The 14,953-nt window shown below is 66.7% G+C and carries 12 protein-coding genes; 10 read left to right on the top strand and 2 right to left on the bottom strand.

Annotated features, from left to right (window positions below):
- Positions 1-873 precede the first annotated feature (873 nt).
- From ACGFJ2_RS11055 to ACGFJ2_RS11040, 4 genes are all read left to right on the top strand, one after another.
- Positions 874-1,794 (top strand): transglutaminase-like domain-containing protein, encoded by a 921-nt coding sequence (locus ACGFJ2_RS11055; protein WP_393467054.1) that lies wholly within the window; start codon positions 874-876, stop codon positions 1,792-1,794.
- Between the two features lie 528 nt (positions 1,795-2,322).
- Positions 2,323-2,811 (top strand): SigE family RNA polymerase sigma factor, encoded by a 489-nt coding sequence (locus tag ACGFJ2_RS11050; protein WP_393467051.1) that lies wholly within the window; start codon positions 2,323-2,325, stop codon positions 2,809-2,811.
- Positions 2,808-3,536: a hypothetical protein gene (locus ACGFJ2_RS11045; protein WP_393467048.1), complete on the top strand. Its 729-nt coding sequence runs from the start codon at positions 2,808-2,810 to the stop codon at positions 3,534-3,536. Before ACGFJ2_RS11050 ends, ACGFJ2_RS11045 begins: the two co-directional genes overlap by 4 nt.
- Positions 3,537-3,598: 62 nt before the next feature.
- Positions 3,599-4,948, top strand: coding sequence for a M1 family metallopeptidase (locus ACGFJ2_RS11040; RefSeq protein ID WP_393467045.1), 1,350 nt, complete (start codon positions 3,599-3,601; stop codon positions 4,946-4,948).
- 6 nt (positions 4,949-4,954) lie between these two features.
- Here ACGFJ2_RS11040 and ACGFJ2_RS11035 read toward each other — a convergent pair whose 3' ends face one another.
- Positions 4,955-5,788, bottom strand: a complete 834-nt coding sequence (locus tag ACGFJ2_RS11035; protein WP_357953440.1) for a M48 family metalloprotease — start codon at positions 5,786-5,788, stop codon at positions 4,955-4,957.
- Positions 5,789-5,934: 146 nt separating this feature from the next.
- Positions 5,935-6,396, bottom strand: coding sequence for an ATP-binding protein (locus ACGFJ2_RS11030; protein WP_357953438.1), 462 nt, complete (start codon positions 6,394-6,396; stop codon positions 5,935-5,937).
- Positions 6,397-6,644: 248 nt separating this feature from the next.
- Here ACGFJ2_RS11030 and ACGFJ2_RS11025 point away from each other — a divergent pair, with 248 nt between their 5' ends.
- The 6 genes from ACGFJ2_RS11025 (at position 6,645) to ACGFJ2_RS11000 (ending at position 14,612) form a co-directional block, all read left to right on the top strand.
- The gene (locus tag ACGFJ2_RS11025) at positions 6,645-7,511 is read left to right on the top strand and encodes a helix-turn-helix transcriptional regulator (protein WP_225292604.1); all 867 of its coding nucleotides are present in this window, start codon (positions 6,645-6,647) and stop codon (positions 7,509-7,511) included.
- A gap of 169 nt (positions 7,512-7,680) precedes the next feature.
- On the top strand, positions 7,681-9,066 hold the full coding sequence (gene tig, locus ACGFJ2_RS11020; protein ID WP_358183090.1) for a trigger factor: 1,386 nt from the start codon (positions 7,681-7,683) through the stop codon (positions 9,064-9,066).
- A 174-nt stretch (positions 9,067-9,240) separates the two neighbouring features.
- Positions 9,241-9,873 (top strand): ATP-dependent Clp protease proteolytic subunit, encoded by a 633-nt coding sequence (locus ACGFJ2_RS11015; RefSeq protein WP_357953434.1) that lies wholly within the window; start codon positions 9,241-9,243, stop codon positions 9,871-9,873.
- A 10-nt stretch (positions 9,874-9,883) separates the two neighbouring features.
- Positions 9,884-10,507 (top strand): ATP-dependent Clp protease proteolytic subunit, encoded by a 624-nt coding sequence (locus tag ACGFJ2_RS11010; RefSeq protein ID WP_214637437.1) that lies wholly within the window; start codon positions 9,884-9,886, stop codon positions 10,505-10,507.
- Between the two features lie 174 nt (positions 10,508-10,681).
- A complete protein-coding gene (clpX, locus tag ACGFJ2_RS11005) occupies positions 10,682-11,965 on the top strand; it encodes an ATP-dependent Clp protease ATP-binding subunit ClpX (protein ID WP_225292608.1) in 1,284 nt (427 codons plus the stop codon).
- A gap of 73 nt (positions 11,966-12,038) precedes the next feature.
- Complete coding sequence (locus tag ACGFJ2_RS11000; RefSeq protein ID WP_393467038.1) at positions 12,039-14,612, top strand: valine--tRNA ligase; 2,574 nt, start codon at positions 12,039-12,041, stop codon at positions 14,610-14,612.
- Positions 14,613-14,953 lie beyond the last annotated feature (341 nt).

The following is a 14,953-nucleotide window of genomic DNA, read 5'->3' as shown; positions in this document are numbered from 1 at the left end:
ATGGAGTCGTGGGACCTCCGGGACGAGGCCGGATTTACCCATACAGATCCTGACAGAAGTGATGACTATGGACTGATGTGGCTAAACCGGAAGCTTGTGGTAGGGCGAGAGTACCTCGCCGTTTCCGCAGGTCAAGTGCCTCTAAAGAGGTAGCTGGGGGCTCTGTCGAGAGTAAAAGACCAGGTCAAGGACTGTGTCGGAAATATCGTATAACGGGAAGTATGTGTAGAAGATCTACCAATTTTTCGTAGCCCCGCACCCGTCATCAGCAACCCGTAGACACGTGGGCTCTTCATTTGGAGATCGCCCGGCATCAAGCTTCCCGGCCTTTCGCTCCAAGGCAGCACCGAGAGACAACCTCGCGCCCGAGTTGGCCCGGGGAGTGAGTGACAAGCAGCGCGGACGATCATGGACGTGGGCGTACGCCAGGGCCCCGCTGACGTCTGTTCCAACAGCTCAACCCACGATCGAGCGCGCATTCGATCGATCCTCCTACATGTCGTCAAAGCCGCCGCCCGATGGGGCGGCGGCGCGGGCGTGCGGCCTCTCCTAGCCGGTTCGCCTCGACCGCTCCGCCGTACATCGACCGCAGACCCTGTGCCGTAAATAGGCATGAACCCTCGCATCCCGCAGTGTTACGCTCCGCACATCCCGACAACAGGCGCACGAGGGCGCCCGAGGCTTCGGCCGAACCGGTGGGTGTAAGAGGCGGTAGGCGGGAGGTCCGCGCGATCGAGGCGCACGACCGGCGCTCTGAGTAGTCCCCTCCGGACCTCGCCAAGCCCCAGGAGCCCACGGCGGATCGCGGACCTCTCCAATCTGGAGCAGCGCTTGTCTAATGCCTTAAGACCTCTGACGCCGTCCGCTTGCCATTTGCCAGACGTCGCGGCCTTCTACGTCGCTCAAAGCGGCTTTTCCACGCCAGGCGGGCTGGCCACGCTCTATGCCGACCTGCCGATGGATCTGGCCCGGCTCGCAAGCATTGTCCGCGGTCTCATGATCCATCGATGGGAGGGCGACCGCTTCCGGTACGACATCCCGAGGGATCGGCTCCACAATGATGCCGAGACGCGCTATGCCGACGACATTCTGGCGATCATCGTCGGACGGAACGATGAGCCCTTGGCGCGGCGTCGCGAGCCTGATGACCGGTTCGTTGGGGTCTGCCGGGATTTCGCGCTGCTGTACTGCTCGTTCCTGCGTCACGTGGGGATACCCGCGCGTCTACGGTCCGGCTTTGCCGCCTATCTCGGCCCCGCAGGCTTCCATGTGGACCACATGGTTACGGAGTACTGGGACGACGAGCGTGGCTGGTGTTTGTCTGATCCGCAACTCGCCGACGTAATGATCGCTGAGCCGCTCCGGGTGGACTTCGACCCCCTGGACATCCCGCGCGACCGCTTTCTCGTCGCAGGCAGAGCCTGGCGGATGCTTCGTACGGGTGAGGCGGATCCACGAGCCTTTGGGCTCCACTTTCCGGGCCGGATCATGTCCGGGGAGGGCTTCGTGGCCGGGAATCTGCTGCTCGACATCGCAGCGTTGAACAAGATGGAGACGCTGTTATGGGACGTCTGGGGCGCGATAGCCGACATCGACCATGGGATCACGGAAGCCGACAGGGAACTGTACGACCACATCGCGGCGCTGACGGCCGACGATGTGCCGTTCGGTGAGGTGCGGAAGGCGTTCGTGGAGAACGAGAGGCTGCGGACCCCGGCAATGGTGCTGTCGCTGGCGCCGTTCAACGGACCGCGCGACGTGACCCTCCGCGAGGAGGTCTTTGCGGATGTGTGACGCCGGGCGCGCCATGCCGTCCGCAGTCCTACTCCGCCACAGTGATCGACAAATGTTCGTCGAGGGCAGAGATGAGCCGGTCAGCCAACCCTGGGGCGGCGGCGGTGGCCCATCGCTGGGCGAGGTCGAGGAATCCGGTGAGTCGCTGTTGTGCCGTGGCGAGCAGGTCTGAGAGCTCGCTGCGAGTGATCTCGATGGGGACGCCCTGATCGTCTTGCCGGAGTTGGATGGGCGTCGGTCATGCCGGCGGCGTGGACGACTGGGATGTGGTTGTAGCTGAAGATGACGGCCATGGCCGTTCCGACTTCGGCGGGGGACATCTGGCCGGAGAGAGCGAGCAGACGGTCACTCGACGGCTCTGCGATCGGCCAGGCCGTGAAGTCCACCGCGTCGTAGGTTTCCAAGACGACGTCGACGATGACCATGACCGCCAGTATCCAGTCATCCCGCGCATGGACGGCAACGAAATGTCGGAATCCGTGTCGCGGCTGTCATCCGGTTCAGGCCCCCAGAGAGTAATGACCGGTGATGGATGGATTCGCGGAGTATGTGACAGCCCGCTCGGGCCGGCTGCGCCGTACCGCCTACGTGCTAACGGGCGACTGGGCTACAGCCGATGACCTGGTGCAGACCACCCTGGCCAGGGCATGGCAGGCGTGGCGCCGCATCAAGGGCGACCCCGACCCGTACGTCTACCGCATCCTGACCAACACGCACGCCTCCTGGTGGCGCAGACGATGGCGCGGCGAGGTGCCCACGGAGTCGCTCCCCGACACGAGCGCCCGCGGCGACTTCGCCCGCGAGCTCAGTGAGAAGGACGCGCTCTGGGCGGCGATCAGAGGGCTGTCGGACCGTCAGCGGGCGGTCATCGTCCTGCACTACTTCGAGGACCTGACGCTGCCGCAGTGCGCCGACGTGCTCGGCTGCTCTCTGGGCACGGTGAAGACCCAGCTCGGGCGGGCGCTGACGCGGCTGCGGGTGCATCCGACGATCCAGCTGATGGGGGTGGAGCAATGAACCATACCGAAGATGATCTGCGCGAGCTGCTCGTCGAACGTACGACGTACGGACCCGGAGGGGACATGGACGTGGCCGAGATCGTACGGAGAGGCAGGCGCGGCCGGTTTGCCCGGTGGAGCGTGGGCGCGGTGCTGGCGGGGGCCGCCGCGACCGCCGTGGTGTGGGTGCTGCCGGTCCCGGCGCCCGCACCGGTGGCTCAGTTCGTCGCTCCGGCCAACCCGTCGAGCGCGGCCTCCACGCTACCGTCGCGCGTGCCCGATCTGCCGGCCACTCTGGACGGACTGACCAGTATCGGGGCTGTGATGAACTCGATGTCCGCGACCGGACATGACCTCCAGATCAAGCCGACCAGCCACGCCACCACCGTGGCCGTCATCTGTGCGAACCCGCGGTCGTGGGTGGTCACGGCCGTCAGGGGCAGCCGCGCGGGACAGGTCAGCCGGTGCCAGGGCGGCACGGCCCGGCACACCTACAACCGGCGGTCGCTCCCCTCCGGATGGTTGAACGGGAGCCAGTCCATCCGCGTATGGGTCTTCCCTCCCACCGAGCTCATCGGGCAGGCGTCACTGGACGGCTGCGCCGTGCCCGACAAGCGGAAGGGGACCTGCAACGGCAGGTACGCGGCCCAGGAGCTGATCAGGTACGACGTCGCCCTGGAATTGGCCGCCGACCTGGGAGCCAGGCCCGGAACGTGGTCCGCCGGGGTCTACGACAAGAGCTGAGGGAAATGACGCTTACCAGGAGTTCTATATCGCCATAAAGCATGACGTACTACCGTGGCGCGGTGCATTCGATCATTTCCCTCTTACTCACCGCGGCGGTAGCCGTGCCGGGCGCACCCGACAAGGGGCTCTCGGAGCCGGTGGCGGACCCGGTCTACCCCGCCTACGGCAACCCCGCGATCGACGTCCTCCACTACGGGCTGAAGCTGGACTGGAAGCCGTCCAAGCGCCTGCTCACCGGCACGGCCCGGCTCACCGTCAGAGCCGTCAAGAAGATAGACAAGATCTCGCTCGACTTCGGCCGCGCGTTGCGCGTGGACGGGGTGACGGTCGCCGGGAAGACGGTCAAGGCCCGGCACCCGGGCGACCACCTGGTCATTCCACTGGCGATGGCGGCGGACAAGCGGGTCGAGGTGTCCGTCCGCTATCACGGTGTTCCCAAGCCTGTACGCACGGGGCAGTACCGGTCGGACACGAGCAAGCTCGGCTTGCGCTCGGCCGCCGACGGGTCGGCGTGGGCGCTGCAGGAGCCGTACGGGGCCTTCACCTGGTTCCCCGTGAACGACCACCCGTCCGACGAAGCCCGCTACGACGTGGCGGTCACAGTGCCGCGCGGGTGGGCCGCGGTGGCGCACGGACGCTTCGAAGGCCGTAAGGGGAACACCTACCTCTGGCGGTCGACCGAGTCGGTGGCCAGTTACGTCACGCTGCTCGCCGTCGATCGCTACCAGCGCTTCGACGCCAAGGGGCCGCGCGGGATCCCGATCACGTACTGGCTGCGCCGGGGTGACCGGAAGGAGTACCTGCCCGTCGTACGGCAGACGCCGGCGATCCTGCGCTGGCTGGAGAAGCGGCTCGGTCCCTACCCCTTCAACAGCGCGGGGGTGGTCGTCACCAGCGACTCCGGGATGGAGACCCAGCAGATGGTGACGCTGGCCCCCGAGTTCCTCACCGCCAATGTGGTGGCGCACGAGATGGCGCACCAGTGGTTCGGCGACGCGGTCACGCCCCGGACCTGGCGTGACGTCTGGCTTAACGAGGGCTTCGCGATGTACTTCGAGTGGGCGTGGTACGCCGACCACGGCGGCTCGAAGCTGGAGAGCTACCTCCGCGACGCCCGGGCGCTCGACGGGAGGCTGCGCAACCAGTTCGGGCCGCCCGGGCATTACCAGGCGAGCGCGTTCGGGGCGAGCAACGTGTACTACGGTCCGGCGGTGATGCTGCACGAGATCCGCAAGCGGCTCGGGGACGAGCGGTTCTTCGCGACCCTGCGTGCCTGGGTGCAGGAGCACAAGGGGACCACGCAGGACCGGGCGTCGTTCGTGAAGTGGCTGAACGAACGGACGGGGGACGACTTCACCGCCCTGGTCGACGACTGGCTCGACTCGCCGACCACACCGACCGTCCAGTAAGAGGGACTACCCCATGAGCCGCCGCACCCGTACGTGCACGTGCGGGTGCGTGGCCATCAGGGAGCCCTTCTTCGTACGGCAGGCCACCAGCCCCAACGCCGGCACCCCGCGCCGCAGGTCGGTCAGCGGGATGCCGTCCTCCGCGTGCACCTTGAGCAGCGCCGAGGCGAGCAGCCCCGGCTGGCCGAGCAGGTCGGCGGCGGCGCGGTCGGCGGCCAGCTCCCTGGAGCGGCTGAGCCAGCGCAGCGGCAGGTGCGCGAGGTAACTGGCCAGCCCCGCGGCGGCCCCGCCCGTCAGGATCGCCAGCCCGACGAACAGCCCGAAGGGGAACTCCTCGAAGAACAACCCCGGAGCCTCCACCGCCGCCCGCCCTGTGCCCTTGGCGAACGCCGCCAGCGCGATCGCGAACGAGCTCGCCAGCGTCATCACCGCCACGTCCCGGTGCTGGATGTGCGCGATCTCGTGGGCGAGCACCGCCGTCAGCTCGTCGGCCTCCAGACGGGCGCGCAGCCCTTCGGTGACGATGATCGTCGCGCTGCGCCGCGAGCGGCCGACCGTGTAGGCGTTCGGGGCGGGGGAGGGGCTGATCGCCAGCCGCGGCTTGGCCACGTCGCTCAGCGCACAGAGCCGATCGAGTACGGCGTGCAGCTCGGGCTCCTGCTCGGCCGTGACGTACCGGGCCCGGGTCATGCGCCGCGCCAGTACCTCGGTGTACCACCACTGCACGAGCAGAATGAGGGCCGCCCCGAGGGCGACGTACACGACCGGAATCCCGAGCAGCACCAGACCGGCCAGAACGGCCGAGTAGATGGCCGCGAGCAGGGCCATGGGGATGAGCATGCGCACCTTCGGAACCTCCAGCCGACGACGATGGGCCGGAAGGTCTCCCTCGCCACACAGGGCCCACCTGACCGGGCCGCGCGGGCCGTCATGACGATCAGGCGTGTTCGGAGGTACTCCCCTTCACTCCAAGAAAGAGTAATAAATCAGGAGTCAGTACGGAAGAGGGCCCACACGGCTTTGCCGCCACGAGCCAGCGGGTCCCAGCCCCAGCATTGGCTGTAGGTCTCGACGATGTAAAGGCCACGCCCGTTCTCGGAGATGAAGTCGGGCTCCTTGGGCGTGGGAATCTTGTCGCTCGGGTCGGCCACGGCCAGCAGCACGTGGGGGACGACCCGCATCAGCAGCAGCTGGATCTCTCGCCGGCCACGCGCGTACATCGCGTACCTGACCGCGTTCGTCACCAGCTCGGACACGACCAGGGCGGCGTCGTCGCCCAACTCCGGCAGGCCCCAGCCGCGTAACGTGGAACGGGTCACGTCCCTGGCGGTCTTCACGGAGTCGGCCTGGAAGGGCAGCGGACACGAGGTCGTGTACGGCTTGCCCGAGCTCAACAGGCTGTCGAACCCCACTTCACGGGTGATCTGCAGGCAATCGGCAGTGGCCAAAGGGTCCTCCACCATCCCGCCGATACCTCCCGATTGTTCCTGGGTTCGTGCATGTTTGGCCCAATATGCACTAGGCCATCATGGATCACGATCCCCGGCCGCTGCAAGACCCAAATGCACGTGCATGTGCAATGTGCAGCAGCATGAGCGGCTACGGGTAGGGGTATCCGAATCGGACACCAGGTTGAGACCTTGTCATACCCGGCAATGTGGTGTCACTGTGTGTGCGGACCTTGATAGGAGGCAGAGTGACGCAGAACCAGCCGGGTTCCGGCCCTACGGCGCTGCGCATCCTCCTGGGCTCCCAGCTGCGCAGGCTCAGGGAGGGGAAGGGCGTCACCCGCGAGGAGGCAGGCCACCTCATCAGGGGCTCCGAATCCAAGATCAGCCGCATGGAGCTGGGACGCGTCGGCTTCAAGGAGCGCGACGTGGCTGATTTGCTGACCCTTTACGGGGTGGTGGACACCCAGGCGCGCGCAGCCGTACTCGACCTGGTGGCCACGGCGAACGAGCCCGGATGGTGGCACCGGTTCAACGACATCCTGCCCACGTGGTTCCAGGCCTACGTCGGGCTCGAAGAGGCCGCGGCCAGGATCAGGACCTACGAGGTCCAGTTCGTGCCGGGGTTGTTACAGACCAAGGAATACGCCCGGGCGGTCGTCACGGCCGGCTCGGCAGGCATCGGCGCGGAGGAGATCGCCCGCAGGGTGGACCTCCGGCTCGAACGCCAGCGCATGTTCGACCGGCCCGACGGCCCGGTCTTCTGGGCGGTCATCGACGAGGCCGCGCTGCGCCGCCCCATCGGCGGCGCCGAGGTGATGCGGGCCCAGCTCGAACACCTCATCGATCTGATGCGCCAGCCCAACATCACCATCCAGGTCATGCCGTTCAGCTTCGGGGGCCACAGCGCCGAGGGCGGCGCGTTCAGCGTCCTGCGCTTCCCCGACCACGACCTGCCGGACGTGGTGTACGTCGAGCAACTCGCCAGCGCCCTCTACCTGGACAAACGCGAGGACGTCGACCGCTACACCGAGGTGATGGAGCGGCTCTGCGCCGTCAGCACGACGCCGGACGAGACCATCGAGCTCCTGCGGGTGATCGCCGAGGAGTTCTGAGGGTCGTCACGTCGTTGTTGGGTACGCATCTACCCTAGACTGGCGAACGGCGCTTGGATCCCGCCAAGGCGGAGCATGCCCAGCGCCGCTCATGTGGGCGCGGCGCGTGAGCCGTACCAAATCTGGACGCGCCCGCGATCACTCGAAGCTTGATCAAGGAGACCACCCCGTGAAGACCGCTGTCGAGGAGCTCAGCCCGACCAGGGTGAAGCTCACTGTCGAGGTGCCGTTCGAAGAGCTGCGCCCGAGCCTGGATGCGGCGTACAAGAAGGTCGCGCAGCAGGTGCGCGTCCCCGGGTTCCGCCCTGGCAAGGTTCCGGCCCGCATCATCGAGCAGCGCTTCGGCCGCGCGGTGGTGCTGGAGGAGACCCTCAACGACGCGGTGCCCAAGCTGTACGGTCAGGCCGTCGACGAGGTCGACCTCTTCCCGGTCAGCCAGCCCGACATCGAGATCACCAAGATCGAGGATGGCGAGCAGGTCGAGTTCACCGCCGAAGTCGACGTCCGGCCCGCCTTCGAGGTCCCCGACTACGCGGGCACCGAGGTCACGGTCGACTCCGCCGAGGTCGCCGACGCGGACATCGACGCCCAGCTCGACGCGCTGCGCCAGCGCTTCGCCACGCTGACCGGCGTCGAGCGCGCGGCCGCCGCCGGCGACTTCGTCGTCATGGACCTGCGCGCCGAGATCGACGGTGCCAACATCGAGGAGCAGCAGGCCAACGAGGTCTCCTACGAGGTCGGCGCCGGCTCCGTGCTGCAGGGTCTCGACGACGCCCTCGCGGGCATGTCCGCGGGCGACGAGAAGACCTTCAAGACCGAGCTGGTCGGCGGTGAGAACGCCGGTGAGGAAGCCGACGTCATCATCAACGTCAAGACGGTCAAGGAGAAGGTCCTGCCCGAGCTGGACGACGAGTTCGCCCAGCTGGCCAGCGAGTTCGACACGCTCGCCGAGCTGAAGGACAGCATCCGCGAGCAGGCCCGCCGCAACAAGCTGGTCGACCAGGTCGTCCAGGCCCGCGAGAAGGCCCTCGACTCGCTGCTCGACAAGATCGAGATGCCGATCCCCGACAGCGCGCTCAAGGCCGAGGTCGACGCCCGCAAGCACAACCTCGAGCACCAGATCGCCGAGAGCGGGCTCAGCCGCGACGCCTTCTTCCGCCTCTACCAGACGACCGAGGAGGAGCGCTTCGCCGAGTTCGACAGCAGCTCCGCCAAGGCCATCAAGGTCGGGTTCGTCCTCGACAAGATCGTCAAGAGCGAGGACCTGGGCGTCTCCGAGCAGGAGCTGACCAACTTCGTCGTCCGCCGCGCCATGGAGATGGGCGTCCAGCCCAACCAGCTGGCCCAGCACCTGGCCGACAACGACCAGCTGACGCTGGCGATGGTCGAGATCGTCCGTGACAAGGCCAAGTCCGTCATCGGCGACGCCGCCAAGGTGGTCGACACCGACGGCAACGAGGTCGACCTCAAGGCCATCTACACCGAGATCAACGGCGAAGAGCCCACCGAGGAGCCGGCCGACGAGCCGGCGGCCGAGGAGAAGGCCGACGCCTAGCCCCAGAAACGGCACCAAGCCCCCGATCCGGACGGTTCGGGGGCTTGGCGCTGCTCTGGGCGGCCTTACCTGCGCCGTCAGCGAACAGTAGGCAGACCGGGCATGAGCTGTGTGCCCCGCGCGTTAGGGTCACAAGCAAAGCCAATCGATTACGACGCATCGGAAGGTGACGCTGTGACCAGCCCGCCGACCTTCTATCAGCCTGAGTCGCGAGGCCGTGAGAACGGCTCGTCCTTCCGGCTTGAGGACCAGCTTTACCAGCGCCTGCTGCGCGAGCGCATCATCGTGCTGGGGCAGGAGGTCAACGACGAGATCGCCAACCGCATCTGTGCCGAGCTGTTGCTGCTCGCGGCCGACGATCCCGACCGTGACATCTGGCTCTACATCAACTCGCCTGGCGGGTCGGTGACCGCCGGCATGGCCATCTACGACATGATGGAATATGTGCCCAACGACGTGGCCACGGTCGCCATGGGGCTGGCCGCCTCCATGGGGCAGTTCCTGCTGTCGGCGGGCGCGAGAGGCAAGCGCTACGCGCTGCCCCACGCGCGCATCATGATGCACCAGCCGTCCGGTGGCATCGGCGGCACCGCCGCGGACATCGCCATCCAGGCGGAGCAGATGCTCTATGTGAAGAAGACTCTGGCCGAGCGGATCGCGCACCACACGGGCCAGTCGCTCGACCAGATCGAGTCCGACTCCGATCGAGACCGCTGGTTCACGGCCGAAGAGGCCAAGGACTACGGCTTCATCGACCACGTCGTGCGCAGCGCGAGGCAGGTGCCCTCGCAAGGCGCCGTCTCCTAGGGGAGTTGAAGTGAACATCGAAAGCCGGTACGTTCTCCCCTCCTTCGTCGAACGCACGTCCTATGGCGTGAAGGAGATGAATCCGTACAACAAGCTCTTCGAGGACCGCATCATCTTCCTCGGAGTGCAGATCGACGACGCGTCGGCCAACGACGTGATGGCTCAGCTGCTGACGCTGGAGTCGCTCGATCCCGACCGTGACATCAGCATCTACATCAACTCGCCGGGTGGCTCCTTCACCGCCATGACGGCGATTTACGACACGATGCAGTTCGTCCGGCCGGAGATCCAGACCGTCTGCCTGGGGCAGGCCGCCTCCGCCGCGGCCGTGCTGCTGGCCGGCGGGACTCCCGGCAAGCGGTTCGCGCTTCCCAACGCCAGGGTGCTCATCCACCAGCCGTCCACCGAGGGCGGCGGCCAGGGAAGCGACATCGAGATCCAGGCCCGCGAGATCCTTCGCATGCGCTCCCTCCTGGAGGAGATCGTGGCGAAGCACTCCGGAAAGCGCCCTGCGGAAGTCCGAAAGGACATCGAACGCGACAAAATTCTCAACGCGGACGAGGCAAAGGCGTATGGTCTGATCGACGACATCATCCCGTCGCGGAAGAAACGAGCTCAGGCCGTCGCTTCCTGATGAGATGTGACGCACCGGAGCGCTGCCCAATAGGGCACGTTCCGGTGCGACTCGCCGCCAGGGGGCTCACTGAGGGCCCAGAAGACGGTAACGTCGAAACCTGAGCGGTTCGGACCCGGTCCGGAGGATACGGATCGCGGGAGCAGGGCGGTCCCACGCAAAGGAGTATCTGGGGTGGCACGCATCGGCGACGGGGGAGACCTGCTGAAGTGCTCTTTCTGCGGGAAGAGCCAGAAGCAAGTCAAGAAGCTCATTGCCGGTCCAGGCGTCTACATCTGCGATGAGTGCATCGATCTCTGCAACGAGATCATCGAAGAGGAGCTCTCGGAGTCCTCTGAGCTCAAGTGGGACAACCTGCCCAAGCCGAGGGAGATCTACGAGTTCCTCGACGCCTACGTCATCGGTCAGGACAAGGCGAAGAAGGCGCTCTCGGTGGCGGTCTACAACCACTACAAGCGGGTGCAGTCCGGCGACCGAGGTAGAGACGACGGTCTAGAGCTGGCCAAGAGCAACATCCTGCTGCTCGGCCCCACGGGCTCGGGCAAGACGCTGCTCGCGCAGACGCTGGCGAAGATGCTCAACGTGCCCTTCGCCATCGCCGACGCCACCGCGCTCACCGAGGCGGGCTACGTCGGCGAGGACGTCGAGAACATCCTGCTCAAGCTCATCCAGGCGGCCGACTACGACGTCAAGAAGGCCGAAACCGGCATCATCTACATCGACGAGGTCGACAAGATCGCTCGCAAGAGCGAAAACCCGTCGATCACCCGCGACGTCTCCGGTGAGGGCGTCCAGCAGGCGCTGCTCAAGATCCTGGAGGGCACGACCGCGAGCGTGCCGCCGCAGGGCGGGCGTAAGCACCCCCACCAGGAGTTCATCCAGATCGACACGACGAACGTGCTGTTCATCTGCGGCGGTGCCTTCGCCGGTCTGGAAAAGATCATCGAGTCGCGCATCGGCAAGAAGGGCATCGGCTTCAACGCCATCATCCGGTCGAAGGAAGAAGTCGACATGGCCGACATCTTCTCCGACGTGATGCCCGAGGACCTGTTGAAGTTCGGCATGATCCCCGAGTTCGTCGGCCGTCTGCCGGTCATCACCTCGGTGCACAACCTCGACCGCGAGGCGCTCATCCAGATCCTCACCGAGCCGCGCAACGCGCTGGTCAAGCAATACCGCAAGCTGCTCGAGCTCGACGGCGTGGAGCTGGAGTTCACCGACGGCGCGCTCGAGGCCATCGCCGACCAGGCGATCCTGCGCGGCACCGGCGCGCGCGGCCTGCGCGCCATCCTCGAAGAGGTGCTCCAGTCGGTGATGTACGAGGTGCCGTCGCGCCAGGACGTGGCCCGCGTGGTCATCACCCGCGAGTCGGTGCTCGAACACGCCATCCCGACGCTCGTACCCCGCGACCAGCTCGCCGCGAAACAGCAGCGCACGCCGCGGGAAAAGTCCGCCTGATCCTTCCCTTACGGCAAGCGCCCCGCGGAGACAAACTCCCTGGGGCGTTTCGCTTTCCACCACCTCCCTAGAATTGGTCACTGTGACAACGCCAGAGCTGCCCACCCAGTACACCCCGGCCGACGTCGAGACCCGGAGCTACGAGCGCTGGGTATCCGAAGGCTATTTCCACGCAGACCCGGGCAGCCCGCGCGAGCCGTACAGCATCGTCCTCCCCCCGCCCAACGTGACCGGCGTCCTGCACATCGGGCACGCGCTCGACCACTCCATCCAGGACGCGCTCACCCGCAGGGCCCGCATGCAGGGCCGCGAGACGCTTTGGCTGCCCGGCATGGACCACGCCGGCATCGCCACCCAGAACGTCGTCGAGCGCGAGCTGGCCAAGGAGGGCCTGTCGCGCCACGACCTCGGGCGTGAGGCGTTCGTGGAGCGTGTCTGGCAGTGGAAGGAGGAGTCCGGCGGCCGGATCCTCGGCCAGATGCGCAAGCTCGGCGACGGTGTCGACTGGGAGCGCGAACGCTTCACCATGGACACCGGCCTCTCACGGGCCGTCCAGACCATCTTCAAGCGGCTCTTCGACGACGGCCTGATCTACCGGGCCGAACGCATCATCAACTGGTGCCCCCGCTGCCTCACCGCGCTGTCCGACATCGAGGTCGAACACAGCGAGGACGACGGCGAGCTCGTCTCCATCCGCTACTCCGACGAGATCGTGGTGGCGACCACCCGCGCGGAGACCATGCTCGGCGACACCGCCGTGGCCGTGCACCCCTCCGACGAGCGCTATGCCCATCTGGTCGGCACGCTCGTCGAGGTGCCGCTCACCGGCCGGCAGATCCCCGTGGTCGCCGACGAGCACGTCGATCCGGCCTTCGGCACCGGCGCGGTCAAGGTGACGCCGGCCCACGACCCCAACGACTTCGAGATCGGCCGGCGGCATTCCCTGCCGTCGCTGACCATCATGGACGAGCGCGGCGTGATCACCGCGCACGGACCGTTCGAGGGGCTCGACCGGTTCGAGGCGCGACCCGCCGTGGTCGCCGCGCTGCGCGCCGATGGCAGGATCGTCGCCGAGAAGCGCCCCTACGTCCACTCGGTCGGCCACTGCTCGCGCTGCAAGACGGTGGTCGAGCCGAGGCTGTCGCTGCAGTGGTTCGTCAACGTCTCGCCGCTGGCCAAGGCCGCCGGCGACGCGGTGCGCGACGGCCGCACCCGCATCCACCCGCCCGAGCTGGCCAAGCGCTATTTCGACTGGGTCGACGACATGCACGACTGGTGCATCTCGCGCCAGCTGTGGTGGGGGCATCGCATCCCGGTCTGGTACGGCCCGGCCGGCGAGGTCGTGTGCGTGGGCCCCGACCAGGATCCGCCCGCCGGCTACGTCCAGGACGCCGACGTGCTCGACACCTGGTTCTCCTCGGGCCTGTGGCCGTTCTCCACGCTCGGCTGGCCGGACGCGACACCGGAGCTCGCGCGCTTCTACCCGACCTCCGTGCTGGTCACCGGTTACGACATCCTGTTCTTCTGGGTCGCGCGCATGATGATGTTCGGCCTGTACGCCATGGACGGCGAGCCGCCTTTCCGCGTGGTGGCGCTGCACGGCATGGTTCGCGACCAATACGGCAAGAAGATGTCCAAGTCGTTCGGCAACGTGGTCGACCCGCTTGACTGGATCGAGCGCTTCGGCGCCGACGCCACGCGCTTCACGCTGCTGCGCGGCGCCAACCCCGGCGCCGACGTCGCGGTGAGCGAGGAGTGGGCGGGCGGCTCGCGCAACTTCTGCAACAAGATCTGGAACGCCACCCGCTTCGCGCTGATGAACGGCGCGACCACCGGCTCCCTCGACGGCCTGGACCTGACGGCGGCCGACCGGTGGATCCTGTCCCGGCTCCAGAGCGTGATCTCCACGGCCGACGCGGCCTTCGAGGAGTTCGAGTTCGCCAAGGCGTCCGACCTGCTCTACCACTTCGCGTGGGACGAGGTCTGCGACTGGTACCTGGAGCTGGCCAAGATCCAACTCGGTGAGGGGCTGGAGCACACGCGGCTCGTGCTGGGTCACGTGCTCGACACACTGCTGCGGCTGATGCACCCGCTGGTGCCGTTCGTGACCGAGGAGCTGTGGCGAGCCGTCACGGGCGGCGAGTCGGTCGCCGTGGCAGCATGGCCGCAGGTCGATGCCGCCCGGACCGATCCGGCGGCCGAGGCGGAGATCGTCGCTCTGCAGGAGCTGGTGACGGAGGTGCGCAGGTTCCGTTCGGATCAGGGGCTGAAGCCCGGTCAGAAGGTGGCCGCGCGGCTCGGACTGACCGGCACGGCTCTCGCGGGGCAGGAAGGGGCCATCCGCTCACTCCTGCGGCTCACGGAGCCGTCTGACGCCTTTTCCGCCACTGCCCGCTTCACTGTGGGCGGGGTGACCGTGGAGATCGACACCGCCGGCGCCATCGACGTGGCGGCCGAACGCAAGCGGCTGGAGAAGGATCTGGTGGTCGCGCGCAAGGAGGCGGCTCAGGTCGCGGCGAAGCTCGGCAACGAGCAGTTCATGGCCAAGGCGCCCGAAGATGTCGTTGCCAAGGTCAGGGGGCGTGCCGAGCAGTCGGCGGCCGACATCGTGCGGCTCGAGGCGCAGCTCGCCAGCTTGGGTGTTTGAGCGAGACACACCGGGGGAAGACCTATTCGTTACCGAAGTTGGGTCTTCTCCCGCACCAGGACTGCTAGAGTCTTCAACGCGGGGCAAGTTAGCCCGGCAAAACCCAGTGATCTCTCCCGAACTTCGGGCTGTGTCCGCATGTGATTGGACATGAGTCAGAACTTCAGGTAAGTTAGCAGGGTTGCCCGGAACGTACCGGATCGGCCGATTTGACAAGGATCGCGCGGATCTGATAAACTGGGCGAGACGAAATGTGCGCCTCTCGCAGGTTGGGGAGTACGCGTCCGTTTCTTGAGAACTCAACAGTGTGTTAAAAGCCAGTGCATGATGCACAACCCCGT

It is taken from the genome of Nonomuraea sp. NPDC049028, assembly GCF_043197735.1.
Taxonomy (GTDB): domain Bacteria; phylum Actinomycetota; class Actinomycetes; order Streptosporangiales; family Streptosporangiaceae; genus Nonomuraea.
This window is presented reverse-complemented; position numbering and strand designations above follow the sequence as displayed.

Excerpts from the sequence above, each read along its gene's own strand:
- ACGFJ2_RS11035 (WP_357953440.1), bottom strand. The coding sequence starts at position 5,788 with ATGCTCATCCCCATGGCCCTGCTCGCGGCCATCTACTCGGCCGTTCTG.
- ACGFJ2_RS11050 (WP_393467051.1), top strand. The coding sequence starts at position 2,323 with ATGGATGGATTCGCGGAGTATGTGACAGCCCGCTCGGGCCGGCTGCGC.
- ACGFJ2_RS11045 (WP_393467048.1), top strand. The coding sequence starts at position 2,808 with ATGAACCATACCGAAGATGATCTGCGCGAGCTGCTCGTCGAACGTACG.